Here is a 26,016-nt window from a genome sequence, read left to right as displayed (position 1 = left end):
TGCGGACCGCGGGGTGGGGTGGGACTACGAGATCGCGATGGTGGGATCGGGGTGGTGGGAGACGGTGACGTCGATGTCCTGCAGGTCTGCCGCCACGGGGACGGCGCTGCCCGGGAGGCGAACGGCGGCCGCTCCCCAGGTGGTCCCGGCGATCAGTGCGCGTTCCGGGTCGTGGCCGGCGTGGAGTTCGGACAGCAATCCGGCCAGCAGGCAGTCACCCGCGCCGACGGTGGAGCGCGGTTTGCTGACGCGCGCGCCGGCCCAGACGCAGCGCTCCGCGTCGACCAGTACCGCACCGTCGGCGCCCAGACTGACCACGACCGCGCCGACTCCGCCGGCGACCAGGGTGTGCGCCGCCTCGATGACCTCGCCGAGCGTGGCCAAGGGGGCACCGACGAGTTCGGCCAGCTCTTCGTGGTTCGGTTTGATCAGGTCGGGTCCGGCGGCCACGGCCACAGCAAGCGGCGGTCCGGAGGAGTCGACCGCGACCCGGACTCCGTGCTCGCGTCCCAGGGCGACGATCCGTGCGTAGAAGTCATCAGGTACGCCGGGTGGCAGGCTCCCGCAACCGACCAGCCAATCGGCGGCGGGGAGTTCGAGTGAGACCTGCTGCAGGAGGGCCGCCGTGTCGGTGCCTTCGAGGACCGGGCCGGCCTCGTTGAACTTGGTCGTCGTGCCATCGGGTTCCACCGCGGCGACGTTCATCCGGGTCTGTCCGACGATGGGGACCGCGCGGTAGGAGACGCCCGCGCGGGTCAGCAGTTGCGTCATGAGCTGCCCCTCGGGTCCGCCCGTCGGCAGCACCGCGAGGGACCGGCTGCCCATCGAGGTCAGGGCACGACTCACGTTGATGCCCTTGCCGCCGGGATCGATCCGACTGGACAGTGCGCGATTGACCTCCCCGACCCGGAAGCCGGGCACTGAGATCGTCCGGTCGACGCTGGGGTTCGGAGTGATGCTGACGATCATGCGAGCACCACCTCGGGTCCGGCGTCGGCAATCTCGGTCGCGGCCAGGCCGCGGTCGGAGATGAGGACGTCGACCCGGCTGAGGGGCGCGAACGAATGGAACTGATCCGCGTCGTACTTGCTGGAGTCGGCCAGGACCACGACGTGCCGCGCGCAGTCGATGATGGCCTGCTTCGAGGTGGCTTCGGCCTGGTCCGGGGTGCTCATCCCGTGCCGGAGGCTGAAGCCGTTGGTGCCCACGAAGGCGACGTCGGCGGACACGTTGGCCAGCGCATCGGTGGTCCATCGCCCGACCGTGGCCCCGGTGAGCCGGCGGACCCGGCCGCCCACCACGAACAGATCGACGTGGGGAAAGGTTGCCAGGGCGGCCGCGGCCGACACCGAGTTGGTGACGACGGACAGTTCGATCTCCCGGGGGAGCAGTTCGACCAGGGCCTGGGTCGTCGTACCGGCGTCGAGCACGATCGTCCCGCCGGTCGGGATCTCATCGAGGGCGCGTGCGGCGATCGCTCGCTTCTGGCTGGTCAGCCGCCCGGCGCGCACGTCCACGGCCGACTCCGGGGTGAACCGCTCGATCGGAATCGCGCCGCCGTGGACCCGGCGAACGGCGCCGCGTTGCTCGAGGACCCGCAGATCGCGGCGCACGGTTTCGGTGGTCACCCCGAGGGTGTGGGCGATCGTGCTGACCTCCACGCGCCCCGCCGTACGAGCCTCGTTGAGGATCTGCTCGTGTCGCTCCGTTGCGTACATAGAGCAAGGAAACCACATGAAACAATCGAAAACAACACAAACGGGCATTTGTTTGGGTTGGAAACTCGATCCGTGGGTGTCACCGGCCACGCGACAGCCTGAATCGGCGGATCCGGAAGTGCTGCCGCTCACACGTCGTATGGTTGAACGGTGGATCACCGCGAGCACCGCCGCCTGCTGGCCCAGGCGCGGGAAGCGTTCCTCGCCCAGGCCGAGCCGCCTGCAGTGCGCGATATCGTGCTCGACTCGTGGAAGCGCTCGCTGTCCAGCGGTCTGGATCCCGAGGCGGAGGTCGATCAACCGACCTTGACCCAGCAGGATCTGGTCGCGTTGCAGGCGGCCCACCCGCTGGGCGAGTTCATGCCGCTGATCCGCCAGTTACTGGTGGAGGGTGCCTCCGAGGCCGGGATGCTCGTGGCGGTCAGCGATGCAGCGGGACGGCTGCTGTGGGTCGAAGGCGACCAGGGCCTACGCGCCCGCGCCGAGTCGATGCTCTTCGTCCCCGGCGCGACCTGGAGCGAACAGGTCGTCGGCACCAACGCGCCGGGCACCGCCCTGGCGCTCGATCAGGCGGTGCAGATCCGGGCCGCCGAACACCTGGCCCGCCAGGTGACCCGCTGGAGTTGTTCCGCCGCGCCGATCCACGATCCGGAGACCGGCGCGATGCTCGGCGTCCTCGACCTCACCGGTGACGACGAGGCGGCCAACCCGCAGAGTCTGTCGATGGTGCGGGCGACCGTCGCCGCGGTCGAAGCCCAGTTGCGCCTGGCCCGGTTGTCGCGCTGGGCCGACCTATCGACGTACGCCGTGCCGGCGCCATCCCCTCAACGGCGCCTTCAGGTGCTGGGCGCCCGAGCGGGTCTGCTGACCGAGCCGCACGGAGTGCGGCGGCTCAGTCTGCGACACAGCGAACTGCTTCTGCTCCTGAGCCTTGCGCCGGACGGTCTGACCACCGAGGAGATCGCCGTCGCGCTGAGCGACCGGGAGATTCCGGCGGTGACCGTGCGCGCCGAGATGTCCCGGCTGCGAGCGGTGCTCGGTGAGGAAACGATTGCCTCACGGCCCTATCGGGTCGCCGGGCCGTTGACCACGGACCTGGCCGCCATGCGGGATCTGCTGGCGCGCGGATCGGTGACCGAGGCCGCCCAGTGTTACCGCGGGCCGCTGCTGCCGACATCGGAGTCGCCGGCGATCACCGAACTACGTGACGAGGTGCACGTGCAGATCAGGGCGGCAGTGCTGCGGGCGGGCGATCCGGACGTTCTGCTGCGCTTCGCCGACACCGAATTCGGTCGCGACGACCTGGAATTGTGGGAGGTCGCGCGGCGCCGGCTGCCAACCGATTCGCCCCGGATGGTCAGCGTGGAGGCGCGCATCCACGCGCTCACCTTCGGCGACTTCTGACCCCGGCACCGGTCCCGGTGTGATCAGTGCAACGTTGCTGCAACTGGCTGCTTCGTAATGTGCGTCACATCCGGCAAGGCCGCCGGAGCAGACCACCGAAAGGCAGTGTCCGATGACTGTTTACGCCCCGCCCGGACAAGAGGGCAGCAAGGTCACCTACAAGTCCCGCTACGACAACTACATCGGCGGACAATGGGTGCCGCCGGTGTCCGGTCAGTATTTCGAGAACGTCTCGCCGGTCAACGGCAAGGTCTTCTGCGAGGTGGCGCGCTCCACCTCCGACGACATCGAGAAAGCTCTCGATGCTGCGCACGCCGCCGCACCCGCCTGGGGCAAGACCTCGGTCGCCGAGCGTTCCAACATCCTGAACAAGATCGCCGACCGCATCGAGGCCAACCTGGAGATGCTCGCCGTCGGCGAGACCTGGGACAACGGCAAGCCGGTTCGCGAGACCCTGGCCGCCGACCTGCCGCTCGCGGTCGACCACTTCCGCTACTTCGCAGGTGCGCTGCGCGCCCAGGAGGGGCACATCTCCCAGATCGACGACAACACCGTCGCCTACCACTTCCAGGAACCGCTGGGTGTCGTCGGTCAGATCATCCCGTGGAACTTCCCGTTGCTGATGGCCGTGTGGAAGCTCGCGCCCGCGCTGGCGGCCGGGAACGCGGTCGTCATCAAACCGGCCGAGCAGACCCCCGCCTCCATCATGTTGCTGATGGAGCTGATCGGCGACCTGCTGCCGGACGGCGTGATCAACGTGGTCAACGGCTTCGGTGTCGAGGCCGGTAAGCCGCTGGCCTCCTCCAAGCGCATCCGCAAGATCGCCTTCACCGGTGAGACCACCACCGGCCGGCTGATCTCGCAGTACGCCTCGGAGAACCTCATCCCGGTCACCCTCGAACTGGGCGGCAAGAGCCCGAACATCTTCTTCGAGGACGTCGCCAGCCAGCAGGATGCGTTCTACGACAAGGCCCTCGAGGGTTTCGCGATGTTCGCGCTGAACCAGGGTGAGGTCTGCACCTGCCCGAGCCGCGCGCTGATCCAGAAGTCGATCTTCGACCCGTTCCTGGGCGACGGCATCGACCGCGTGAAGGCGATCAAGCAGGGCAACCCGCTGGACACCGACACCATGGTCGGGGCGCAGGCCTCCAACGACCAGTTGGAAAAGATCCTGTCCTACATCGACATCGGTACCCAGGAGGGCGCGCGCATCATCACCGGTGGTGAGCGTGTCGACCTCGGCGGCGACCTGTCGGGTGGGTACTACGTGGCGCCGACCGTGTTCGTGGGCAACAACAAGATGCGCATCTTCCAGGAGGAGATCTTCGGACCGGTGGTCTCGGTGACCGAGTTCGACGACTACGACGACGCCATGTCGATCGCCAACGACACGCTCTACGGGCTGGGCGCCGGCGTCTGGTCGCGGGACATCAACACGGCGTACCGGGCGGGCCGCGAGATCCAGGCGGGTCGGGTGTGGACCAACTGCTACCACGCCTACCCGGCGCACGCCGCGTTCGGCGGGTACAAGTCCTCGGGTATCGGCCGCGAGAACCACCTGATGATGCTCGACCACTACCAGCAGACCAAGAACCTGCTGGTGTCGTACGACGCCAACAAGCTCGGGTTCTTCTAAGCCGGCATGAGCGCCGACCGAGGTGAGGACACGAGCGAAGCGAGGCCCGGAGCCGAGGCCGGAGGCGCGACAGAGAGAATGGTCGACTACGTCACTGTCCCAAGACCCGTCGAGCGGGTGGCGGTGACCGGCGAGGCTGCGCAACTGCTGCGCAGCCTCGCTGCGGCCAACGGCCCGTTGATGTTCCACCAGTCCGGTGGCTGCTGCGACGGGTCGGCGCCGATGTGCTTCCCCCAGGGTGAGTTCAAGCTGGGCGACGCTGACGTCCACCTCGGCGACCTCGACGCAGGCGAAGGGGTCGTCGTACCCGTCTGGATGTCCAAGGAACAGTTCGAGGTGTGGAAGCACACCCACCTGACCATCGACCTGGTCCCCGGCAGGGGCGCAGGGTTTTCGCTGGAGGCGCCCACGGGCAAACGGTTCCTGATCCGCTCGCGTCTGATGTGAGGTGGGTGACCTACGGCTGACACGTAGGCGTAACACGGCCGTGCTTGAGTATGGGTCGTGAGCACCGTCGATACCGCATCGCCGCGGATCCTCGTCGCCGAGGACGAGGCCATCATCCGCCTGGACCTGACCGAAATGCTGACCGAATCCGGGTACGACGTCCTGGAGGCAGTCGGCGACGGCCGGGCGGCCGTCGAACGAGCAACCGCACTGCAGCCCGACATCGTCGTCATGGATGTCAAAATGCCTGTGCTGGACGGCATTTCGGCGGCCGAGCAGCTCGGCGCAAGCGGGGTCGCACCGGTGGTCATGCTGACCGCGTTCTCCGACAAGGAGCTGGTCGAGCGGGCCTCGGACGCCGGGGTCATGGCCTACGTGCTCAAACCGTTCACGATCGACGACCTCCGCCCGGCGATCACCGTCGCACTGCATCGGTGGAGTGAGCGCAAGGCCCTGGAGACCGAGATCGCGGATCTGGGCGAACGGCTGGAGACCCGCAAGAGACTGGATCGTGCCAAGGGCATCTTGATGGCCCGTCTCGGTCTGGACGAGCCGGGCGCTTTCCGGTGGATCCAGAAGACCGCGATGGACCGCCGGCTGGGCATGCGCGAGGTCGCCGACGCGGTGATTGCGGGCGGTGCGGCACCGGCTACGCCGACTGCACCGTCGGCCGGCACCGCGGGACAACCGGTCGGCGAACGACCCAAGCCGAGCCCGCCGCGGGCTCCGGCGGACGGGCAAAGGTAACAAACAGGACTCGAACCCGTGTGTGTCCCTAGAAGACACCGCGATTCGGCTTAGTGTTCATCGGCAGACGACTGCGCGGGCAGTTGCTACGTGTTACAGGAGGATTTTCCAGTGCGTTCTTTCATGAAGGTGGCGGTCCCGGCCGTCGCGGCGGGTCTGGCGCTCGCCGGCTGCGCCAACAGCAGTACCGGTGGTGGCACCAGCTCCGCCGGTGCAGGTGGTGGAAGCAATCTGACCTCGCTTCCCGTGGTGACCACGCTCGATGTCCCCAAGGACGCAGTGTCGCCGGCCGGGGACGGCAAGGCCACGTGTGACTCGGGTACGACGCTCGCGTACGTGGGTGCCGAGACCGGCGCCAACGCCCAGTTGGGTATCAACATCTACAACGGCGTGCAGCTGGCCATCAACCAGCACAACAAGGCCAACCCGGGCTGCCAGGTGCAGTTCAAGAAGTACGACACCGAAGGCGACCCGACCAAGGCCACCGGCCCGGTCACCCAGGCTGTGAACGACGACAAGATCATCGGCGTGATCGGTCTGCCGTTCTCCGGTGAGTCCAAGGCGACCGGCAAGATCTTCGACCAGGCCGGTCTGGCGCACATCACGCCCTCGGCCACGAACCCGACGCTGACCCAGAACGGTTGGACGACGTTCTTCCGCGGTCTGGCCAACGACAACGTGCAGGGCCCGGCGGCCGCCAACCTGGCCACCAAGCTCGGCGCCAAGAAGGTCTTCGTGGTCCAGGACGACTCCGACTACGGCATCGGTCTGGCCGCAACCACCACCAAGGCGCTGGGCGACAAGCTCGCCGGCACCGACAAGGTGACCACCGGTCAGAAGGACTTCTCCGCCACGGCGCAGAAGGTCATCAACTCCAAGGCCGACGTCGTGTTCTACTCCGGTTACTACGCCGAGGGTGCGCCGTTCGACCAGCAGTTGGTGCAGAAGGGCTTCAAGGGCGCCTTCATCGGCCCGGACGGTGTCAAGGACGACGAGTTCATCAAGCAGGCCGGTAGCGCCAGCTCCAACGCCTACTTCACCTGCCCCTGCATCCCCGGCGAGTTGATCCCCTCCTTCAGCAAGGACTACTCGAGTGTCTCGGGTGGCAAGGCTCCGGGCACCTACTCGGTCGAGGGTTACGACGCGGCGACGATCATGCTGACCGGTATCGACAAGGGCGACGGCACCCGCGCCAAGTTGAAGGACTTCATCAAGACCTACGACGCGGACGGCCTGTCCAAGAAGTACAAGTGGACCTCCACCGGTGAGCTCGAAGCACTCCCGGTCTACGGCTACAAGGTCGACAACGGCAAGATCGTCTCGGTCGGTGTGATCAGCCAGTAACTGTCCGATCCGGGCTAACCACGGCTGCGGCCCCGTCAGTCCCCGGGCTGACGGGGCCGCAGGTGCGGGTGGCCCGAACCTCGATCGAACCCCCAGGAGCCATTTGTGCACACCTTTGCTCTCGCCGTCGCGACGGACGACAGCTGGATCCAGTTCGACTGGTCCTACCTGCTACAGAATTTCTGGACCGCGACCTTCGACGGACTGACCTTCGGTGCGATCTACGCCCTCGTGGCCCTCGGATACACACTGGTGTACGGCGTGTTGAACCTGATCAACTTCGCCCACTCCGAGGTCTTCATCTCCGGTGCGTATGCGGTGGTGTTCACCCTGACGGCGCTGGGGTTCGGGCCCAATGCGCCGAACCTTCCCCTGGCCTCGATCATCCTGGACCTCGTGCTGGCGTGCCTGGCGGCCATGCTGGTCAGCGGCCTGGTCGCACTCCTGGTGGAGCGGGTCGCCTACAAACCGCTACGAGATCGCGGTGCCCCGCGGTTGGCCTACCTGATCAGCGCGATCGGCGCCTCGTTCGCGATCCAGTACCTGCTGTTCAACTGGCGCGGTTCGAACGCGGAATCGGCGGTCATCATGTTCACGCCGAAGCCGGTCTTCGACGTGTTCGGCACGATCATCGACAGCCAGCAGCTGACCATCGTCATCGCGGCAGTCGTGATGATGGTCGCGGTCGACCAGTTCATCCGCCGCACCCGCCTCGGTCGCGGTATCCGCGCCGTCGCCCAGGACCCTGACACCGCAACCCTGATGGGCGTCAACAAGGAGCGCATCATCATGTCGACGTTCCTCATCGGTGGCCTGTTGGCCGGTGCTGCGGCGCTGTTCTATGTGATGAAGGTTCCGGCGGGCGTCATCTACAACGGCGGTTTCGTCCTGGGTATCAAAGCCTTCACCGCGGCCGTGCTCGGCGGGATCGGCAACATCCGAGGGGCGTTGCTCGGTGGTCTGCTGCTGGGCATGATCGGTAACTACGGCCAATACCTGCTGGGCGATGCGCAATGGACCGACGTGGTCTGCTTCGTGGTCCTGGTGCTGGTCCTCATGGTCCGGCCCGAGGGCATCCTCGGCTCCAGTCTGGCGAAGGTGCGTGCGTGATGAGTATGGGTCAAGCCCCCATGGGCGGCGCCGCCGAGGCGCAGGAGATGCAGGACGAGCAACTCGAGGAGTCGACCCGCAGACCGGGCCGGTTCCACAAGCTGCAGGAGAAGTGGAACGGCCTCGAGCGCTGGCAGCAGTGGGCCTTCCTGGCGGTCTTCGGGCTCATCGTCTTCTTCCTGCCGGTGCTCAATCCGCCGATCATCAGCACCGAGCCCGGGACCGACTTCCCGCTGGCCTGCTTCGACATGGCCCGGTTCGCGTTGGCGGCCCTCGGTCTGAACGTCGTCGTCGGGCAGGCGGGATTGCTGGACCTGGGATACGTCGGCTTCTTCGCCGTCGGCTCCTACGTGGCGGCGTTGTGGACCAGTACCGACTCCACGATGGTCCACATTCCCTACCTGTGGACCCTGCCGCTGGCGATGATCGTCACCGTCGTGTTCGGTGTCCTGCTGGGTGTGCCGACACTGCGACTACGCGGTGACTATCTGGCCATCGTGACGCTGGGGTTCGGTGAGATCATCCGGTTGCTGGCCAGCATCATTCCGCCGCTGCGCGGCAACGTCGGTTTCCAGAACGTCGGTGCGCCACCCGGCGAACACAACGGCCAGCCGATCTTCGACAACAGCCACGGCACGCCCTGGTACATGTTCACCGTGGTCATCATCGTCCTGGTGATGATCCTGCTGGGCAACCTCGAACGATCCCGTGTGGGTCGGGCCTGGGTCGCGATCCGCGAGGACGAGGACGCCGCCGAGACGATGGGTGTGCCCACGTTCAAGTTCAAGTTGTGGGCGTTCGGGACCGGTGCCGCCATCGGTGGTTTGTCCGGTGCGATCTTCGCCGGGCAGGTCGGCTTCGTGAACAACCAGAAGTTCGACGTGGCCACGTCGATGCTGTTCCTGGCGGCGGTGGTGCTCGGCGGTGCCGGCAACAAGTTCGGCGCCATCCTGGGCGGCGCTCTGGTGTCCTACCTGCCCAACCGGTTCCTGTTCATCGCCGACTGGAAGTACTTCATCTTCGGTGTCGCCCTGATCGTCTTGATGATCTTCCGGCCCCAGGGTCTGCTCGGTGTGCGCAACCACCTGCTGGCCGCGACCCGTCGACTGAAGCAATGGGTGAGTACGACGCCGGTCGCGACGACCAGCCCGGCGACGGCGACGGGGGAGGAGCAGCGATGACCAATCCGCATGACGATCCGGACGCGACGCCGCCTACCGAGGGTCACCTCAGCCCCGAGGTCGAAGTCACCGTCCCGGAGGACCTGCCCGATATCGCCCAAGTGGTGGCGCCGGATCGCACGATCCGGGTCGGGGTCGGCGAGCCGCTGGTCTCGCTGAACGAGCTGACCGTGACCTTCGGCGGTCTGACCGCGCTCGATCACGTCACCTTCGACATCCTGCGCGGGGAGATCCTGGGTCTGATCGGACCCAACGGAGCGGGCAAGACCACCTGTTTCAACGCGATGACCGGTGTCTACCGTCCCTCCGCCGGGACCGTCACCATGGAGGGCAACTCCCTGGTCGGCAAGAAGAAGCACGCCATCACCCAGGCCGGTATCGCCCGGACGTTCCAGAACATCCGGCTCTTCGGCGAGATGACCGCTCTGGAGAACGTCGTGGTGGGCCTGGATGCCCGGCACCGCACCAGTGTTCCCGGTGCGATCTTCCGGACCACGCGACACCGGCGCGAGGAGCGTGAGGCCATCGACCGGGGGATGGCGTTGCTGGAGTTCGTCGGTATCGCCGACAAGGCCACCGCTCCCTCACGCAGCCTGCCCTACGGCTACCAGCGCCGGTTGGAGATCGCCCGTGCGCTGGCCACGGAACCCAAGCTGCTGTGCCTGGACGAGCCGGCGGCCGGCTTCAACCCGGCCGAGAAGCAGGAGTTGATGGAGCTGATCCGCTCCATCCGCGACGACGGCTACACCGTCCTGCTGATCGAGCACGACATGAAACTGGTCATGGGCGTCACCGACCGCATCGTGGTGCTGGAGTTCGGTCGCAAGATCGCGGACGACGTACCGGCCAAGATCCAACAAGACCCCGCGGTCATTGCCGCCTACCTGGGCACCGACGAAGAGGACGAAGACGATGGCGCTGCTTGAGCTGGACGACGTCAGCGTCCACTACGGGCGGATCCAGGCGATCCACAACATGTCCATCCACGTCGACGAGGGGGAGATCGTCAGCCTGATCGGCGCCAACGGTGCCGGCAAGACCACCACGATGCGCTCCATCGCCGGTCTGCTGTCCCTGTCCGGTGGGAGCATCAGCTTCGACGGCGAGGACATCTCCAAGACCAGAGCGCATCTGCGCGTCGTGAAGGGTATGTCGCTGACCCCCGAGGGCCGGGGCATCTTCCCCTCGCTCACGGTCATGGAGAACCTCGACATGGGCGCCTACACCCGCAGCGACAAGGCGGCGATGGCCGAGGATCTGGACCGGGTCTTCGACCTGTTCCCGCGACTGAAGGAACGCCAGAAGCAGTCCGGCGGCACGATGTCCGGTGGCGAGCAACAGATGCTGGCAATCGGGCGCGCGTTGATGGCCCGGCCCAAACTGCTGCTGCTGGACGAGCCGTCGATGGGTCTGGCGCCGCAGTTCATCCGGCAGATCTTCTCCATCGTCAAACAGGTGAACCAGCAGGGAACGACGGTCCTGTTGGTGGAGCAGAACGCCAACCAGGCGCTCAGACTGGCGCACCGCGCCTACATCCTGGAGACCGGCCGGATCACCCGGGAGGGCCTGGGCCGCGAGCTCGCGTCGGACGACGCGGTGCGCGCCGCATACTTGGGCGCCTGACTCCCCAGCCGGGCACGAGCGCGAGTATTGTCTGACGCGTTCTGTCGTGCTCGGCCCGAGGAGTTGTGTGTTGGCTGCGAACCTGACCGTTTGTCGCATCGGAAGCTCCGATCACGACATCCTGGCCCCCCTGTGGGTTTCCTCGGTCAGCGACGACGGACATCGCACCGACTTCGCCGAGCGACAGGTGATCGAGGGCCGACTCGCGAATGCCCTTGCGCGAGAAGAAGTTTCGATCTACCTGGCTCGAGTCGACGATGTACCCGCCGGGTTCGCGGTGCTCACGCTCGACCAGTTGTCCGGTCTGACGGTCGAGCCCACCTTGTGGTTGGAGCAGTTGTGGGTCCGGCCGGATATGCGCCGCCGTGGTGTCTCCCGGGTGCTGCTGGCGGCGGCGGTCTCCCGGGCCGAGCAGGTGGGCGCGACGTCACTGGTGTCGTGTGTGCCGGCCGCCGGTCGCGACGAGCAGCGCTTCTTCGCCCGCCTCGGTTTCGGTCCCTTCGTCAACGCCCGCAGCGTGACCCCCGCTGCGCTGCGCAGGCGGCTGGCCACCGACGACCACCGCGAGACCGTGGCGACGGCGCTGGTGCGCCGACGCCGGTCGTTGCGGGCCCGGGCGGCCCTACCCCGCACGTGACCCGGGAGCGGCGTCGCGCAGCAGACAGGTGATACGCGACGTACACACACGTTTGCCGTCCTCATCGGTGACCACCACGTCATAACTGGCCATGGTGTTACCCAGCGACAACGCGGTCGCCGTTCCGGTGACCACACCGCTGCGCGCGGCCCGGTGGTGGGTGGCGTTGATATCCACTCCTACGGCGACCCGGTTCGGCCCCGCGTGCAGTGCGGCGCCCACGGAGCCGAGGCTTTCGGCCAGCACCACGCTGGCGCCGCCGTGCAGCAGCCCGTAGGGCTGGGTGTTACCGGCGACCGGCATGGTGGCCACGACGCGTTCCGGGCTGGCTTCGAGGATCTCGATACCCATGCGTTCGATCAGCGTGCCGGCGGTGGAGAAGGAAGTGTCAGTCATAGCGCCTAGGCTGCCATGCGTGAAGCGACTGCTACTGCTCGACGGACATTCATTGGCCTATCGCGCGTTCTTCGCGCTGCCGGCGGAGAACTTCTCGACCACCACCGGCCAGACCACCAACGCCGTCTACGGCTTCACCTCGATGCTGATCAACGTGCTGCGGGACGAGGAGCCCACGCACATCGGTGTCGCCTTCGATGTGTCCCGGCAGACCTTCCGCGCCGCCGAGTACCCCGAGTACAAAGCCGGTCGCTCCAAGACCCCGGATGAGTTCAAGGGCCAGGTGTCGCTGATCCACGAGGTGCTGGCGGCGCTGCGCATCCCGTACGTCGAGTCCGAGGGTTACGAGGCCGACGACATCATCGCGACGTTGACGACCCGGGCCGTCGCGGAGGGATTCGATGAGGTCCTGATCTGCTCCGGCGATCGCGACGCCATCCAGTTGGTCAGCCCCGAAGTGACGTTGCTCTACCCGCGCAAGGGCGTCTCCGATCTGGCCCGGCTGACGCCCGAGGCGGTGCAGGAGAAGTACGGCGTGCCCCCGAGCGTTACAGCGACCTGGCCGCGCTGGTGGGGGAGACCTCCGACAACCTGCCGGGTGTGCCCGGCGTGGGTCCGAAGACTGCGGCCAAGTGGATCGGCCAGTACGGCGACCTCGGCGGGCTGGTCGCCCACGTCGGGGAGATCAAGGGCAAGGCCGGAGAGTCGTTGCGGGAGCACCTGGACGGAGTTCTGCGCAACCGCCGGTTGAACCAGTTGTTGCGCGACCTGGACCTGCCGGTGGGCCCGGAAGATCTGGCCCGGCAGGTATGGGATCGCGACGAGGTGCATCGCGTCTTCGACGGCTTGGAGTTCCGGGTCCTGCGCGACCGGCTCTTCGCGACGCTGGAGGCGGCCGAACCCGAGGCCCAGGAGGATGTGACCGTCGACGGCGCGGTGCTGGCATCCGATGAGGTTGCCGGTTGGCTGGCCGAGCAGGTGCCCACCGGCTCCCGCGCCGGCGTCCACGTGGTCGGCACCTGGGCCCAGGGCACCGGTGACGCACGCGGCATCGCCCTGGCCGTCGGCGACGGCGAGCACACCGGTGCATACATCGATCTGGCCGCCCTGACCCCCGAAGCCGAGGATGCCGTTGCCCGCTGGGCCGCGGATCCGTTGCGGGAGAAGGTGTTTCACGAGGTCAAGGGTCAGTTGCAGGCGTTGGCCGCGCGTGGCCTCCTGGTCGAAGGTGTCGTGAGCGACACCGCGCTCGCGGCCTACCTGGTCCGTCCGGACCAGCGCTCGTACGATCTGGCGGACCTAGCCCTGCGGCATCTGAAGGTTGAGCTCAACCCGGCGTCCGGTAACCCGGACCAGGGACTCCTGGCCCTGGACGGGATGGACGACGAAGCCCAGCAGGCGATGCGCAACGCCAGCGCCGTACTGGACCTGTCGATAGCTCTGGACGAGGAACTGGTCGCCACGGGTGGTGCCGCGCTGCTGCGCGACGTCGAACTCCCGCTGGCCGGTGTGCTGGCCACCATGGAGCACGACGGTATCGCCGTGGACAGCGACCTGCTGGCCGAGCTCGAGGACGGCTACGCCGACGGTGTACACCAGGCCGCGCAGGACGCCTACGAGGCGATCGAGGGCAAGCAGATCAACCTCGGCTCACCCAAGCAGTTGCAAGCCGTGCTCTTCGACGACCTGGGCATGCCCAAGACCAAGCGGACCAAGACCGGCTACACGACCGACGCCGACGCCTTGACCGAGCTCTACGCCAGGACCGGCCACCCCTTCCTGGAGGCGCTGCTGCGCCACCGCGACGCGACCCGGTTGAGGGTGACGGTCGAGGGGCTGCGCAAGTCGGTGGCGGACGACGGTCGCATCCACACGACGTACCAGCAGACCATCGCGGCCACCGGCCGGCTGTCCTCCACCGACCCGAACCTGCAGAACATCCCGATCCGCACCGAGGCCGGCCGCCGGATCCGCGAGGTGTTCGTGGTCGGTCAGGGCTATGAATCCCTGATGTCCGCCGACTACAGCCAGATCGAGATGCGCATCATGGCGCACCTGTCCGGCGACGCCGGTCTGATCGAGGCGTTCCGGGGCGGGGAGGACCTGCACCGGTTCGTCGGGTCGCGGGTGTTCTCCGTCGAACCGGCGGATGTCTCCGCGCAGATGCGGGCCAAGGTGAAGGCGATGTCCTACGGGCTGGCCTACGGCCTGTCGGCGTTCGGGCTGTCCAAGCAGCTGTCGATCTCGACCGGTGAGGCCTCCGGGCTGATGGAGGAGTACTTCGCCCGGTTCGGCGGGGTGCGCGACTACCTGCACGAAGTGGTCGAGCAGGCCCGCAAGACCGGCTACACCGAGACGATGCTCGGGCGCCGCCGGTACCTGCCCGACCTCACCTCGGACAATAGGCAGCGCCGCGAGATGGCCGAGCGGATGGCACTGAACGCGCCGATCCAGGGCTCGGCCGCCGACATCATCAAGTTGGCGATGCTGCGGGTGGGGGCGTCGCTGCGGGAGGCCGGGCTGCGCTCGCGGATGCTGTTGCAGGTGCACGACGAGCTCGTCCTGGAGATCGCACCCGGCGAGCTGGACCGGGTCGAGCAGATCGTGCGCGACGACATGGGCAAGGCCGTGGCGCTGGATGTACCGCTGGACGTCAGCGTCGGCGTGGGCAGGTCCTGGCACGACGCCGCGCACTGAGCCGCGAGCCGCTCACGTCAGCGGCGCACACACGCCTCGATCCGGGTGCCGGGCGCCGCATCGGTGGGCGGCTGGATCGAGTGCCAGACGCAGCCGGCGGTACCCGCCCATTCCGGCAGGGCGTCATGGCCGCCGGCGTCCCGCAGGAAGACCGTCGGGGCACCCGCCGGTGCGTTGCGCAACCGATGGAAGTCGTCGTCCTGCGGGTTGGGCCAGAACACGTCGAAATACACCGGCCGGCCCGCGGCCGCAAGGTCCGTGACGACCGCCGGACCCAGACTGGTCCACGAATACAGGCCCTGATATTCCACCCGGACGGGCCCGTCGGTGAAGCCCTGCGCCGACAACTCGCGGTCCACCACGCCGACCGCGTCCCGGGCCAGCGTCGTGAGGGTGGTCGGCTCGCTGAAGGAGGATCGCAGCGCGCTGGCCGGAAGGACGAACACCGAGAAGGCGGCGATCAACGCTCCCGCCCCGACGGAAACCGGCACCGATCGCTGCGCGAGGGATCGGGCGGCCGTCCGTGCCGGATCCCAGACCCCGGCCAGGTTGCGAACCACCCACCACGCGACGAACGCGGCCAGACTGAACGGGACGGCGCTGAGCGCGTCGGCGTACGGCAGTTGCAGCAGGTTACCGATCCGCAGCGTCGTCCAGATCGCCGCTAACGTCCCGAGGAGCGCGACGACGACCGCGGCGTGAACACCCAGGCCGCGCCGCTGACCGTGCCAGTAACGCCGGGCCAGATCCACGCAGCAGACGATGGCCAGGACGAGCACGATCACAAGCACCGCGGAGTGCACCAGATGCCCGCCCCAGGGCCAGATGGCCGATCCGACCTGGCCCAGGGCATCGGACAACGGCACCGATGGCGCGCCGCCGAGGGCCACGCCGATCAGCTGGGCGGTATTGCCGGGGAAGAAGGCGAACGTCTCGACGATGACCGGCGCCCACAGGACCAATCCGACGAGCAGTGCCAGCACACCGCGTCGAGACCACGGCGGCGGGAACCAACTGCCCGTGCGCAACCGTCGCCGGACGACCGCGGTCACGATCACCGTCAGGGTTATGACGGCGACGGTCAGCAGCAGCGAGATGTGCGGTTGCGCCACGATACTGGCGATCGCGACGTACCAGACCGTGGCGTCGCGGCGGCCCACCATCAGGCGCCACGCAAGCATGACCAGGGGGACCAGACCCAGGATCGGGAAGTAGAGGTTGAGGGGGCGGATGAGCAGATCGCCGAAGCCGGCCATCGTGGCTGCGGTGACCGCCACCGCGATCCACCCGCCCACCAGGCCACCGGTCAACGCAGCGGCGCGTACCCCCACCACCACGAACGCCATCTGTACCAGGGCGCTGCCCACCAGCAGTCCCACCGGAGCGAAACCGAAAAGGGCATAGGGGATCGCGAGCAGATAGAACTCGATCGGGCCGGGGTGGTGGGCGTAGACGTCGTTGGTCGTGAGGCTGCTGGTACTGCGCTGCCCCTGAAGCGGCGGGTGGGCGCTGAAGACGTCGTGCACCTTGGTCGCGACGACAGCGTTGTCGCCCTGAGGGATCCAGTGCGCTCCCGCCAGGATGACGACCCACGCAGCGATGACGGCGCACAGCACGATGACCGCGAGCCACACGATGAGGTGCGCCCGGTCGCGTTCGGGGTGCCTCATCGATCGGCCCCGTTCCCGAGGTGCTTGTGCGCCTCGGCCAGGGCGGCTGGAGTGCCGACATCCAGGCCGAATGCGTCGTCGCGGAACGCGTCGATGGCTCTACCCCCGGCGATCCAGCCCGGCAGGAGCTCTCGCTCCAGGCTCACCGGACCGTTGTGCTCAGCCACCTGTCGGATCAGCGACGGGTGGAACACGTAACAGCCGACGTTGACCAGCCCGGGACCGGCGCCGGCCGGCTTCTCCCGGAAGGCCGTCACCCGGCCGGCCGCGTCCACCTCCACGGCGCCGAACGTACGACGGTCATGAGCGAACCGCACATGCAGCAGCCCCTCGGGCCGGTCGCGGTCGAACTGCCGCAGTTGCGCAGACAGGTCGTGGCCGGACAACTGGTCGGCGTTGAGGACGACCACCGCATCGGGGGCGGGCCGTCGCCCCGGTTGATCACGCGCCACGCGAGGCCCAGTGCGCCACCGGTGCCGAGCGGGGGTTCTCGACACTGAAACGCAAGCGCACGCCGTACGCCGATCCGTCGCCGAGCACGGCAGGGAATTGCGCGGAGCGGTACGCGGTACTGAGCAGGACATCGGTGACGCCGGCGGCGGCAAGCCGGTCCAAGGCGTAGCCCACAAGCGGACGGCCGCCCACCTCCACCAACGGTTTGGGACATTCGTCGGTGAGGGGGCGCAGACGCTCACCGCGTCCGCCGGCCAGCACGATGGCGACGACCCGGCCGAGGGAGGCCGGGCGATGTGCCGAATCGTCCATGGAATCAAGCGGTCCGCTGACGGCACGTGTGTCGCACGCCACTAGGGTATGTCGGTATGTCCGACGATCAAGCAGCAACCCGCGCAGAGGCGCCCACGCGCGTCTCCGTTCGACCCCGGTTGGGCACCAAGATCTGCCTGCTGGTGGGTCTGGCCCTGCTGGCCATCGCGCTGTACTTCTACTACGAGCCGCTCCACACGGTCAGTGACAGCGGCGGCATTTTCGGTTGCGGCTCTGCAGCCAACATCCCGACCGATGCATTCGCCAAGGGAGTGTGCGGCAACCTGGCCGACGTCAGCAAGCTGCGGACGTTCCTCTTCGGCGGTCTCGGTCTCATGGTGCTGATCCTGGGGTCGTTGTTCTTCGGCGTCGCGCGCACCGAAGTGCCCCGGACACCCCGTGGCTACATCAGCGAGGACGGCCAGTTCCGCCGGAACCAGGATGTAGCCGGAACCGCTGCTGAGGACGTCGATCCGAGTACGGCAGGGCGCGGCTGAGTGGACACGCAGGCATTTCTCGCTGGCATTGCGCCGCTGTTCACGGCAGACCCGCAGACGACCCCGCCGGCCGACGAGCGCTGGATGGGTTTCGTCGACGGTCCGGACGCGGTGACCGGCTTCACCGGCCCGAACGAACTCGCCGTGCTGCACTGGGCCGCGAGTCTGTTACCGCCCGACGAGGTCTACCTGGAGGTCGGCACCTTCAAGGGCCGTTCGCTGTGCGCGGCGGTGCAGGACGCGAGGCACCAGAAGTTCTACGCGATGGAGAATTTCCTCGAATTCGGCATGGCCGGCCAGGAGGCCCGGGCCGAGTTGGAGGCCAACCTCGAGCGGTGGGCGGGTACTGCTGACGTGACCCTGCTCGAGGGCGACTGCTTCAAGCTGATGGCCGAGCCCGGCGCACTGCCCGACCCTGTCGGGGTCTACTTCTACGACGGCGAACACACGCTGTTGTCGCACTACCTGGCGCTGGCCGTCGTCGAACCGCTGTTGGCCGACGAGGCCCTGGTCCTGGTCGACGACGCGACCTGGCCGGTGGTGCAGCGGGCGCACCGTCAGTTCATCAAGCGGCACAGCGGCTGGCAGGTCGTCGAACGGTGGGACGCCCGCGAGGCGGACGACCCGCTGTGGGCCAACGGTCTGCATGCCCTGGTCTACCGCCGTCCCCCGGCGCTCGCCGTGAGCTCAGTCGCACCGACGAGGCGCTGCGGTACTACCAGGCGCACGTGCAGGACCGCCTCAACAGCGTTGCGTGGAAGGCAGCCGCGCGGTTCCCCGGCCCCGCCAAGGAAGCGGCCAGATGGGTGATGGGACGCTCGCGCAAGATCGACTGATGGGCTGCGTGCGCCCGGGCGATGCGTTCAGCGGCGCAGCCGCAGTTCGACCAGCCCGCCGACGGCGATGACGGTTGCGCCGATACCGCACACCAACGCGATCTGAGCACCGGACCCGTGCATCCACAACGCGATCACCGCGATCTGCGCGGCGGTGACCACCCAGGTCAGCGCGCCGAGCACGGCCCCGCCGCGGCTCATCTCGGAGAACAGCCACAGCTGTGCCAGAGCCCAGGCGATCCCGAGCAGGACGCACGCCAGGGCCAGGGGTCCGTACTCGGCGTACTCCGGGCCGCCGGCCGCGGTGACCCAGAAGCGCGGGTTGATCGCGACGATCGCGAAACCGGTCAGGCCGATCAGCACGACGAGGCCGGTCGCGCGCAGCAGCGCCCGGGTCGCGTCGACGCGATGCATCCGCGGGACCACGATGAGGGCGATGAACTGGGTGCCCCAGAAGATGGCGCGGGCGAAGGTCGACGCCAGCGCGTAGCCGCCGGACTCGTGCGGGCTCAGGAAGTGGCGGGCGAGCAGAACGTCGACGTTGGTGAGCGCGATGAACGCCGCCAGCGAACTGTTGGAGCGCAGCATCTCGCGCACCAGGGCATGCCCCGTCGTCGGCACTGTGCGCAGTTCCCGCCGGCACAGCCACCCGCCGACCAGAACGGTCAGGACGTTGGCGGTCAACATCGCCGCCATCACCCCGGTCACGTCCGCGTGGACTGCGGCGGCGACGAAGGCCGCGATGAGTCGCGTCACCGCGGTCACGACGTACAGCGATGCCAGAGCCGGCAGCCGGTGGCTGCCGAGCAGGATTCCCTGCAGGCAGCCGGTGATCAGCATGCCCGGCAGCATCGCCGCCAGGAGGACCACAGCCCACAGCGATGACAGGTGGAATGCCGCCGCCAGCACGGGCGCGAGGACGACCGTGATGGTCGTGGCAAGGGCGGACAGCAGCAGTGTGGCCCGTAGCCCGGAGGTGACCTCACCGGCCCGGTTCATCGCGATACGTCGGGCGATGATGACCTGGAAGGCGCCGGCCGGGATCGACAGCAGGACGCCGTACGCGCTCAGGGCGCTGTATCCGCCGAAGTCGGAAGCACCCAGGGACCGCGACAGCAACAGCACGACGAGGTAACCCACCGCGTTCGCGACGCCCATCGCGACGCCGAGCGCTGCACTCATCCCGCGGCCCGGCCGAACCGGCGCCGGCGCCGGGGTCTGCTACGTGGCGACGGGGCACAGTGATGCAGGTTACTCCCGGGTTATATTGGCGCGACTGCCCGCCAATACCTGGAGCTTTGTTCACTGTGCGACGTGTGCTGGACCCCTACCGGTTCGCCGTCGGCATGGGGATCGCGCTACTGACCGCGATCGTCTTCCTGAACGGCCTGGGCACCTTCAACACCGACATCAAGCCGGAGATCTACTGGGCTCCCTGGCGTACGGCGGGTAGTTACCTGCACGCGTGGATCTCCTCGCCCTACCTCGGCTCTCCGAACTTCAATGTCGGCGTCGTCCCGGTCCTGCTCGTCACGGGAGTGCTGCGCAGCATCGGCTTGTCACCGGAGTGGACCTTCAAGGTGTTCCACCTGGGACTGTGGCTGATTGCTGCATGGGGCGCCAACCGTCTGCTGCGGGAGTTGAGTCCGAAGGTCAGCAGGTGGTCGGCGCTGGCTGCCGGTGTTCTGTACCTGGCCAACCCCTACACCGTGCAGGCCGGTTCGACGCTGGCGATCGCGCTGCCGCTGGCTTTCCTGCCGTGGCAGTTGCTGTGCTTTCTCAGGGCGCTGCGCGCCGAGACCCGCTGGGGTCGCTGGGCGTGGGCGGGATTGTTCGGCCTGTGCTTCTTCGCGATGAGCGGCATGAACGCCGGCGTGGTCCCCGTGTTGCAGCTGTTGGCGTTGGTGCCCCTTATCGTCTTCGCCCGCTGGCAGTGGCAGATCGGCTGGGGCCGGATCGCGGGTACGGTGCTGCGCTGCGCCGTCTTCGTGCTCGGCCTGTCGGCCTACTGGTTGGTGCCGGCGATCTCGGCGTCCGCGACCGGTGCGTCGATCACGGCCGCCTCCGAGACCATCGACGGCATCGCAAAGGTGTCGTCCTACCCGGAGGTGCTGCGCGGGATGGGGCTGTGGCCGCTGTACGGCTTCGACGCCGACGGCGCCTGGATCCCGCAGTACAGCGCCTACGTCACCAGTCCGCTGATCATGCTGCTGACGATCGTCTGGCCGGCGTTGGCGCTGGTGAGCCTGCGCTGGTCGCGAGGTATGGCCCGGTGGTTCGCGACGGGTGCGGTCGCGATCGCCGCGGTGGTGATGGTGGGGGCCTATCCCGGAAGCGATCCCGCGTCGCCGTTCGGCGGTCTGCTGGCCCGGGTGCTCGGCGTACCCGCGTTGTCGGCCTTCCGCACCACCAACAAGGTGGGCGCGGTGCTCGCACTGGCGTTCGCGCTGTCGCTGGGCGCAGGGGCGTGGGTGCTGGTCCGCCGTTTGCGGACCCTGCCCGTGGTGGCGCCGGCCGCCGGCGCCGGTGCCCTGGCGTTGCTGACCGCCTGGACGCTGCCCGCGGTCACCGGCAACCTCTACATCTCGCCCTTGGACGTACCCGACTACTGGATCACCGCGTCCGCCGCGGCTGACTCCGGGGCTGCGGACTCCGCGGTGCTGATGCTGCCCGGCCAGGTCAGTGCCCGGTACCGGTGGTCGACCAACCGGCCGGACGACCTGGCCAATGCGCTGTTCACGCGCAACGTGATCATTCCCTACACCACTCCCAACGCGTCCGCACCAGCGGCCAATTACCTTGCGGCACTGGATGACACGCTGCAATCGGGTACGGCGCCCACCGACTTCGTCTCGTCGGCGGCACGCTATCTGGGCGTGGACAAGGTCCTGTTGCGACACGACATCGACTGGCAGACCGACGGTGGGGCCTCGCCGCTGCAGACCGCCGGCACCCTGGATGCGGATCAGGGACTCACCGGCGAGCAGAACTTCGGCGATCCGGGGAGTACCTCTTCGCGGGCGCCTCGGACGTCGATGAGCAGACCGCGAAACTGACCCCACTGCAACTGTTCTCGGTGAGGAACGCGAGACCGACGCTGCGCGCGGAACCGGCTCGCGGTTCTCTGCTGGTGGCCGGCGACGGCTGGGCCGTTCCGCAGCTCAGTGCCGCCGGCGACCTGGGGACGTCACCCAGTTTCGAGTACGCCGCGGGTCTGAGCGCCGCCCAGTTCAGCCAGCGGTTGTCGACCGCCGGACGGTTGGTGCTGACCGACACCAACGCGCGCCGCGACACGCTCACCAACCGGCTGACCGACGGCCAGGGCGCCCTTGTGTCGGCTGACGAACCGTTGGGGGTCACGCGCACGCTCGGCACCGACACGGGCGACCAGACCGTGCTGGTGCGATCCGGTGCTTTGGTGACCGCCTCGTCGTACGGCGGCGCATTCATCGGGATGCCGTATGCGGTCCCGGAGAACGCCGTCGACGGCAATCCCGAGACCGCCTGGCTCTTCGGCGATTTCGGACACGCCGACGGGCAGTGGCTGCAGATCGCACTGCCGCACGAACAGGACCTGCGCACGATCCGGATCGCCCAGGTGACCGGTGATGCCGGGGTGCGGATCGACAAGGTCACCGTGCAGGCGGGTGGTGTGAAACGAACCGTGTCGTTGCCCGACAGCGGTTACGGCACGGTCGACCTCGGCGGGGTTCGCGCCACCAGCGTCCGGGTCACCATCGACAGCACCCGCGGTAGCGGTTACAACGTGGTCGGCATCCGGGACATCCAGGTGGACGGCGCTGTCGCCGTGCGCGCGGCCCGGACCCCGCTGACGTTCAACACGGCGTACGCCGCACTGGACTCCGCCGGCCGGCAGGAGTTCGACGCCACGCCACTGGACGTCCTGCTGACCCGGGTTCGCGGCAGCGCCGGCAACGATGATCCGGAGACGTCGCTGCAGCGCATCGTCACGCTGCCGGATGACCGGGACTTCGCGGCGACTGCGACGGTGCGGGTGACCAGCGCCCAGCAACGGCAGCGTTTGGACGACGACCTCGCCGGCTACGCGACGGATGTTCGGGTCACGGGCTCAGGAGCTGCCTTCGACCAGGCCGCGTCGCGCCCGTCACAAGCAGCCGACGGCTCGAGCGGTACCGCGTGGGTGCCGGCGAGCACCGCCTCCGCGGCCACCTCTCTGGTGGGCGCCTGGTGGCAGATCGATACGGCCCGGCGTCCGATCAGGTCGGTCACCGTGGACCAGCAGCGCGGCTCCGGCGACGACACCGGGGTCAGCACCCGCTGGGCGGATCGGGTGGCGGTACTGGTGGACGGTAAGCAGGTCACCACCGCAACCCTCGAGCACGACGGCAGCACGACCATCCCGGTCCCCGGTGACGTGCAGGGATCGTCAGTCCGGATCAGGATCCTGTCGGACTCGGGTGCGCCGCGCGGGCCGGCTGCACGCTTCGTCAGGATCGATACGGGTGCGAAGGTGCACACCGGGTCCGGGGCGACCACACCCAACCCGTGCCGCACGGTCACGACGATCGACGGTGAGCCGCTCATCCTCCGGCCGGCGACCAGCGCGGTGTCGGCGAGCGGTTCGACGTGGCGGGCCTGCAAGGCGTCCACCCCGGTATCGGCGGGGCAACACACGATCGCGCCGGTGGCCGGTTATGTCATCGATGCCCTGCAGTTGCGCGATCGGCAGGGTGCACGCACCACGCCGGGTCAGACCCCGGGTCAGCAGATCACGCGTAACGATGCGACGCACAAGACGATTGTCGTCCGCGGCGAGGGGCCGGTGAACGTTCTCATCGGGCAGAGCTACGACAGTCGCTGGAAGGCCACGGCCGACGGCGAGGATCTAGGGGCGCCGCAGGTCATCGACGGCTACTCCACCGGGTGGCGGCTGACCGCCTCTGCGCGGGAGACGGTCATCGACATTCGCTACGCGCCGCAGTCCTCGGCGAACATCGCGCTCGGCGGATCCGGAGCGTTCCTGCTGGCGGCGCTGGTCCTGGCGGCCCGGCGTTCGCGATTGCGGGCCGTCTCCACGGTGCCCGAGGGCACCTGGCGCGCGCCGGCGGTTTCCCCACGGACCCGGTGGGCGCTGGAGGGTGCACTGGTCGTGGTGAGCGCCTTCTTCGTCGGCATCCCCGGCCTGCTGGCTGCGTTGGGAACCGTTGCGGCCGTGCGGATCTGGCGGCTTCCGGGTCGGGTCCTGCAATGGGTCGGCGCCGGTGCGATCGTCGCCTCGATGATCGTGTATCTGATCGTGCTGGGCGATGCTCGCGGCACGCAGAACGCGACCGCAGTCGCTGCGCATCTGTGGCCGCACTACCTGGCCGGCGCCGGGCTGGTCGTCGCGCTGGCCGGTACGCTGCGCACGCTATGGCGCGACAACGGCGAGGATGACTGACGTGTCCGAGATGGTCAGTGTGGTGGTGCCGACGCGCAACAACCAACGCACCATCGCCGCCTGCCTGGAGTCGGTGCGCGCCCAGGACTACCCCAGCGTCGAGCTCATCGTCGTGGACAACCACAGCTCCGACGCGACGCAGCAGATTGCGCGCGAGTACGCCGATCGCCTGGAGATCGCGGGACCGGAGCGTTCGGCGCAGCGAAATCGCGGTATCGAGGTCGCTTCGGGGCCGTGGATCATCTGGCTGGACAGTGACATGATCCTGCCGCCGGACGCCGTGACCGCGGCCGTCGCGACGGCGCACGAGACCGGCGCGACGGGAATCGCACTGCCGGAACGCACTGTGGGAGAAGGTTTCTGGACCGCCTGCCGTGCTTTGGAGCGCGAGTGCTACCTGGATCAACCCGGTCTGCACAACCCGCGTCTGCTGCGACGGGATTACCTGCGGGAGGATGGCGGCTTCGACCCGGCGATGTCCGGTCCCGAGGATGCCGACCTGCGGTTGCGGATGCGGGAGCGCGGTGACGTGATCGCGTTGGCGCCGGTCATCATCGACCACGACGAAGGCCGGCTGACGCTGCGCGACATCTGGACCAAGCGCTACTACTACGGCCTCAGCATCCCGGCCCTGGAGAACGAGCACGAAGGTGCGGTCAGCGGCCAGGGCCGTGCACTGCTCACGGCGTACGTGCAGAACCGGGGCAGACTGCTGCGCCGGCCGGTGCACGCGGCGGGAATGGTGCTCATGCGCGGGATGGAAGCGGCCGGTTACCTCGCCGGTGCGCGGGCCGGTCGGCGGCGGCGATGACCCGCCGTCTGCTGTGGGTGTCCTTGCCGGATCAGCGTGCTCGCCGGGAGTTGTACTGGATGTCCAAGATGCCGGGGACATCGGTCACGGCGCTGGCCCGGCAGGAGCCGGTGGGTGACATCACATGGGTTCCCACGACGTACCGGCGGCCGATCAAGCGGTTCATCGAGGCGGGCGCCTTCGCCTGGGCGCGCGGCCTCGACCGGCAGGATCCGGGCGATTACGACTGGGTTGCGTCACTGGAGTTGTGCTCGCTGGTGACCGGTCAGGCCAGCCGGTGGCGGCGGGGCGGCACACCGCTGCAGGCGGTCATCACCTGGGAGAACCTGCCCGACCAGCCGCTGTACAAGATCCCGCCCTACCGGCAGGCAGTGACGTCGTGCCGTGACGCGGACCTGCTGCTGTGCATGGTCGATGCTGCGCGAGACCACCTGCTGGCCAACGGGTTCGAAGACGAACGGATCCGGGTGGTCAAACCGGGCGTGGACACCGGGCTGTTCACCCCGGCCTCGGCGCCGTCGACCGATCCGCGGGTGGTCTTCATCTCGCCGCTGGAACCCAACAAGGGGATCGACCGGGTACTGCAAGCGATGACGATCGTGCGTCGCACCATTCCGGAGGCGTCGCTGGTCGTCGCCGGCAGCGGCTCGTTGTTGCCCCTCGTGCAGTCTGCTGCGGCAGATCCAGGTCAACGGGTCACCCTCGCCGGTTATCTGGACGCCGCCGGCGTGGCCGACCTGTTGCGATCCTCGGCCGTGTTCACCACGGCCCCCGGCCCACGTGGAAGTGGACCGAACAACTCGGGTTGGCCTACCTGGAGGCACAGGCCTGTGGTCTGCCGGTCGTGACGACCCGGTGTGGCACGAACGACGAAGCCGTCCACGCACCGAACCTTCTGGTGGACGACGACCCCGAGGCACTCGCCGATGGGCTGCTGGCTTTCCTGTCCGATCGCGCCCGTCGGGCCGGGGTCGGGGCGGTCAACCGGGCCAGGATGGTCGCGGAGCACGATCTGAGCACCCAATGTGCCCGGATGGGAGAGGCGTTCGCTCAGGTCGAGGCTCAGCAGTGAGGG

General features: G+C 68.1%; 24 protein-coding genes and 1 pseudogene. 18 read left to right on the top strand and 7 right to left on the bottom strand.

The features are described 5' to 3' along the window. Positions 1-24: 24 nt before the first annotated feature. Complete coding sequence (gene pfkB / locus ACFQBT_RS08995) at positions 25-969, bottom strand: 1-phosphofructokinase (protein WP_377822080.1); 945 nt, start codon at positions 967-969, stop codon at positions 25-27. Continuing rightward, on the bottom strand, positions 966-1,718 hold the full coding sequence (locus tag ACFQBT_RS08990) for a DeoR/GlpR family DNA-binding transcription regulator (RefSeq protein WP_377822079.1): 753 nt from the start codon (positions 1,716-1,718) through the stop codon (positions 966-968). The genes pfkB and ACFQBT_RS08990 overlap by 4 nt, the downstream gene beginning before the upstream one ends. Before the next feature lie 150 nt (positions 1,719-1,868). Here ACFQBT_RS08990 and ACFQBT_RS08985 point away from each other — a divergent pair, with 150 nt between their 5' ends. The 10 genes from ACFQBT_RS08985 to ACFQBT_RS08940 all read left to right on the top strand — a co-directional run bounded on the left by ACFQBT_RS08985 (position 1,869) and on the right by ACFQBT_RS08940 (position 11,847). Next, the gene (locus ACFQBT_RS08985) at positions 1,869-3,122 is read left to right on the top strand and encodes a GAF domain-containing protein (RefSeq protein WP_377822077.1); all 1,254 of its coding nucleotides are present in this window, start codon (positions 1,869-1,871) and stop codon (positions 3,120-3,122) included. Between the two features lie 112 nt (positions 3,123-3,234). Continuing rightward, positions 3,235-4,758: an aldehyde dehydrogenase gene (adh, locus tag ACFQBT_RS08980; RefSeq protein ID WP_377822075.1), complete on the top strand. Its 1,524-nt coding sequence runs from the start codon at positions 3,235-3,237 to the stop codon at positions 4,756-4,758. Positions 4,759-4,836: 78 nt separating this feature from the next. Next, the gene (locus ACFQBT_RS08975) at positions 4,837-5,205 is read left to right on the top strand and encodes a DUF779 domain-containing protein (RefSeq protein ID WP_377822074.1); all 369 of its coding nucleotides are present in this window, start codon (positions 4,837-4,839) and stop codon (positions 5,203-5,205) included. A 57-nt stretch (positions 5,206-5,262) separates the two neighbouring features. After that, complete coding sequence (locus tag ACFQBT_RS08970) at positions 5,263-5,952, top strand: ANTAR domain-containing response regulator (RefSeq protein WP_377822073.1); 690 nt, start codon at positions 5,263-5,265, stop codon at positions 5,950-5,952. A gap of 111 nt (positions 5,953-6,063) precedes the next feature. Beyond that, positions 6,064-7,296, top strand: coding sequence for a branched-chain amino acid ABC transporter substrate-binding protein (locus ACFQBT_RS08965; protein WP_377822071.1), 1,233 nt, complete (start codon positions 6,064-6,066; stop codon positions 7,294-7,296). 105 nt (positions 7,297-7,401) lie between these two features. After that, a complete protein-coding gene (locus ACFQBT_RS08960; protein WP_377822069.1) occupies positions 7,402-8,406 on the top strand; it encodes a branched-chain amino acid ABC transporter permease in 1,005 nt (334 codons plus the stop codon). Continuing rightward, positions 8,406-9,587 carry a branched-chain amino acid ABC transporter permease gene (locus tag ACFQBT_RS08955; RefSeq protein ID WP_377822067.1) on the top strand — a complete coding sequence of 394 codons (1,182 nt, stop codon included), beginning with the start codon at positions 8,406-8,408 and terminating at the stop codon, positions 9,585-9,587. The genes ACFQBT_RS08960 and ACFQBT_RS08955 overlap by 1 nt, the downstream gene beginning before the upstream one ends. Beyond that, entirely contained in the window at positions 9,584-10,513 is a 930-nt protein-coding gene (locus ACFQBT_RS08950; RefSeq protein WP_377822066.1) for an ABC transporter ATP-binding protein, read from the top strand. Before ACFQBT_RS08955 ends, ACFQBT_RS08950 begins: the two co-directional genes overlap by 4 nt. Beyond that, the gene (locus ACFQBT_RS08945) at positions 10,500-11,210 is read left to right on the top strand and encodes an ABC transporter ATP-binding protein (protein ID WP_377822064.1); all 711 of its coding nucleotides are present in this window, start codon (positions 10,500-10,502) and stop codon (positions 11,208-11,210) included. Before ACFQBT_RS08950 ends, ACFQBT_RS08945 begins: the two co-directional genes overlap by 14 nt. A 70-nt stretch (positions 11,211-11,280) precedes the next feature. Continuing rightward, positions 11,281-11,847, top strand: a complete 567-nt coding sequence (locus ACFQBT_RS08940) for a GNAT family N-acetyltransferase (protein WP_377822063.1) — start codon at positions 11,281-11,283, stop codon at positions 11,845-11,847. Here ACFQBT_RS08940 and ACFQBT_RS08935 read toward each other — a convergent pair. After that, positions 11,833-12,243 carry a PaaI family thioesterase gene (locus ACFQBT_RS08935; RefSeq protein ID WP_377822061.1) on the bottom strand — a complete coding sequence of 137 codons (411 nt, stop codon included), beginning with the start codon at positions 12,241-12,243 and terminating at the stop codon, positions 11,833-11,835. The two genes, ACFQBT_RS08940 and ACFQBT_RS08935, sit on opposite strands and share 15 nt — an antisense overlap. A gap of 19 nt (positions 12,244-12,262) precedes the next feature. Here ACFQBT_RS08935 and polA point away from each other — a divergent pair. Further along, a pseudogene (polA, locus tag ACFQBT_RS08930) lies at positions 12,263-14,940 on the top strand (DNA polymerase I). Between the two features lie 17 nt (positions 14,941-14,957). Here polA and ACFQBT_RS08925 read toward each other — a convergent pair. From ACFQBT_RS08925 to ACFQBT_RS08915, 3 genes are read right to left on the bottom strand one after another with little or no spacing between them, the layout of a single operon-like run. Beyond that, positions 14,958-16,610: a hypothetical protein gene (locus ACFQBT_RS08925; protein WP_377822060.1), complete on the bottom strand. Its 1,653-nt coding sequence runs from the start codon at positions 16,608-16,610 to the stop codon at positions 14,958-14,960. Beyond that, positions 16,607-17,062, bottom strand: a complete 456-nt coding sequence (locus tag ACFQBT_RS08920; protein ID WP_377822058.1) for a nucleotidyltransferase family protein — start codon at positions 17,060-17,062, stop codon at positions 16,607-16,609. The genes ACFQBT_RS08925 and ACFQBT_RS08920 overlap by 4 nt, the downstream gene beginning before the upstream one ends. Further along, a complete protein-coding gene (locus tag ACFQBT_RS08915) occupies positions 17,052-17,375 on the bottom strand; it encodes a nucleotidyltransferase family protein (protein WP_377822057.1) in 324 nt (107 codons plus the stop codon). Before ACFQBT_RS08915 ends, ACFQBT_RS08920 begins: the two co-directional genes overlap by 11 nt. 56 nt (positions 17,376-17,431) lie before the next feature. On the opposite strand from ACFQBT_RS08915, the gene ACFQBT_RS08910 reads away from it, so the two are divergent. After that, entirely contained in the window at positions 17,432-17,872 is a 441-nt protein-coding gene (locus ACFQBT_RS08910) for a hypothetical protein (protein WP_377822055.1), read from the top strand. Beyond that, a complete protein-coding gene (locus ACFQBT_RS08905; protein WP_377822054.1) occupies positions 17,873-18,682 on the top strand; it encodes a class I SAM-dependent methyltransferase in 810 nt (269 codons plus the stop codon). A gap of 53 nt (positions 18,683-18,735) precedes the next feature. On the opposite strand, the gene ACFQBT_RS08900 is transcribed toward ACFQBT_RS08905, so the two are convergent. Beyond that, on the bottom strand, positions 18,736-19,890 hold the full coding sequence (locus ACFQBT_RS08900) for an oligosaccharide flippase family protein (protein WP_377822052.1): 1,155 nt from the start codon (positions 19,888-19,890) through the stop codon (positions 18,736-18,738). 134 nt (positions 19,891-20,024) lie between these two features. On the opposite strand from ACFQBT_RS08900, the gene ACFQBT_RS08895 reads away from it, so the two are divergent. Genes ACFQBT_RS08895 through ACFQBT_RS08875 form a run of 5 tightly spaced genes read left to right on the top strand, consistent with a single transcriptional unit; the run spans position 20,025 to position 26,013 of the window. Continuing rightward, entirely contained in the window at positions 20,025-21,764 is a 1,740-nt protein-coding gene (locus ACFQBT_RS08895) for an alpha-(1->3)-arabinofuranosyltransferase domain-containing protein (RefSeq protein ID WP_377822050.1), read from the top strand. A gap of 20 nt (positions 21,765-21,784) precedes the next feature. Continuing rightward, complete coding sequence (locus ACFQBT_RS08890) at positions 21,785-24,130, top strand: hypothetical protein (protein WP_377822048.1); 2,346 nt, start codon at positions 21,785-21,787, stop codon at positions 24,128-24,130. Next, positions 24,123-24,941, top strand: a complete 819-nt coding sequence (locus ACFQBT_RS08885) for a glycosyltransferase family 2 protein (RefSeq protein ID WP_377822046.1) — start codon at positions 24,123-24,125, stop codon at positions 24,939-24,941. The genes ACFQBT_RS08890 and ACFQBT_RS08885 overlap by 8 nt, the downstream gene beginning before the upstream one ends. After that, positions 24,938-25,789, top strand: a complete 852-nt coding sequence (locus ACFQBT_RS08880) for a glycosyltransferase (protein WP_377822045.1) — start codon at positions 24,938-24,940, stop codon at positions 25,787-25,789. Before ACFQBT_RS08885 ends, ACFQBT_RS08880 begins: the two co-directional genes overlap by 4 nt. Continuing rightward, positions 25,786-26,013, top strand: coding sequence for a hypothetical protein (locus ACFQBT_RS08875; RefSeq protein WP_377822044.1), 228 nt, complete (start codon positions 25,786-25,788; stop codon positions 26,011-26,013). The genes ACFQBT_RS08880 and ACFQBT_RS08875 overlap by 4 nt, the downstream gene beginning before the upstream one ends. The last annotated feature ends 3 nt before the right edge of the window (positions 26,014-26,016 follow it).

The sequence above is a fragment of the Branchiibius cervicis genome (genome assembly GCF_042661605.1).
Taxonomy (GTDB): Bacteria; Actinomycetota; Actinomycetes; order Actinomycetales; family Dermatophilaceae; genus Branchiibius; species Branchiibius cervicis.
Note: the sequence above shows the minus strand (reverse complement) of the source record. Positions and strands in the feature narration are given on the sequence as shown.

Coding starts and splice junctions, on each gene's coding strand:
- ACFQBT_RS08950 (WP_377822066.1), top strand. CDS start 9,584: ATGACCAATCCGCATGACGATCCGGACGCGACGCCGCCTACCGAGGGT.
- ACFQBT_RS08880 (WP_377822045.1), top strand. CDS start 24,938: ATGACCCGCCGTCTGCTGTGGGTGTCCTTGCCGGATCAGCGTGCTCGC.
- ACFQBT_RS08975 (WP_377822074.1), top strand. CDS start 4,837: ATGGTCGACTACGTCACTGTCCCAAGACCCGTCGAGCGGGTGGCGGTG.
- ACFQBT_RS08900 (WP_377822052.1), bottom strand. CDS start 19,890: ATGAGTGCAGCGCTCGGCGTCGCGATGGGCGTCGCGAACGCGGTGGGT.
- ACFQBT_RS08945 (WP_377822064.1), top strand. CDS start 10,500: ATGGCGCTGCTTGAGCTGGACGACGTCAGCGTCCACTACGGGCGGATC.
- adh (WP_377822075.1), top strand. CDS start 3,235: ATGACTGTTTACGCCCCGCCCGGACAAGAGGGCAGCAAGGTCACCTAC.
- pfkB (WP_377822080.1), bottom strand. CDS start 969: ATGATCGTCAGCATCACTCCGAACCCCAGCGTCGACCGGACGATCTCA.
- ACFQBT_RS08915 (WP_377822057.1), bottom strand. CDS start 17,375: ATGGACGATTCGGCACATCGCCCGGCCTCCCTCGGCCGGGTCGTCGCC.
- ACFQBT_RS08885 (WP_377822046.1), top strand. CDS start 24,123: ATGACTGACGTGTCCGAGATGGTCAGTGTGGTGGTGCCGACGCGCAAC.
- ACFQBT_RS08910 (WP_377822055.1), top strand. CDS start 17,432: ATGTCCGACGATCAAGCAGCAACCCGCGCAGAGGCGCCCACGCGCGTC.
- ACFQBT_RS08955 (WP_377822067.1), top strand. CDS start 8,406: ATGAGTATGGGTCAAGCCCCCATGGGCGGCGCCGCCGAGGCGCAGGAG.
- ACFQBT_RS08990 (WP_377822079.1), bottom strand. CDS start 1,718: ATGTACGCAACGGAGCGACACGAGCAGATCCTCAACGAGGCTCGTACG.
- ACFQBT_RS08925 (WP_377822060.1), bottom strand. CDS start 16,610: ATGAGGCACCCCGAACGCGACCGGGCGCACCTCATCGTGTGGCTCGCG.
- ACFQBT_RS08935 (WP_377822061.1), bottom strand. CDS start 12,243: ATGACTGACACTTCCTTCTCCACCGCCGGCACGCTGATCGAACGCATG.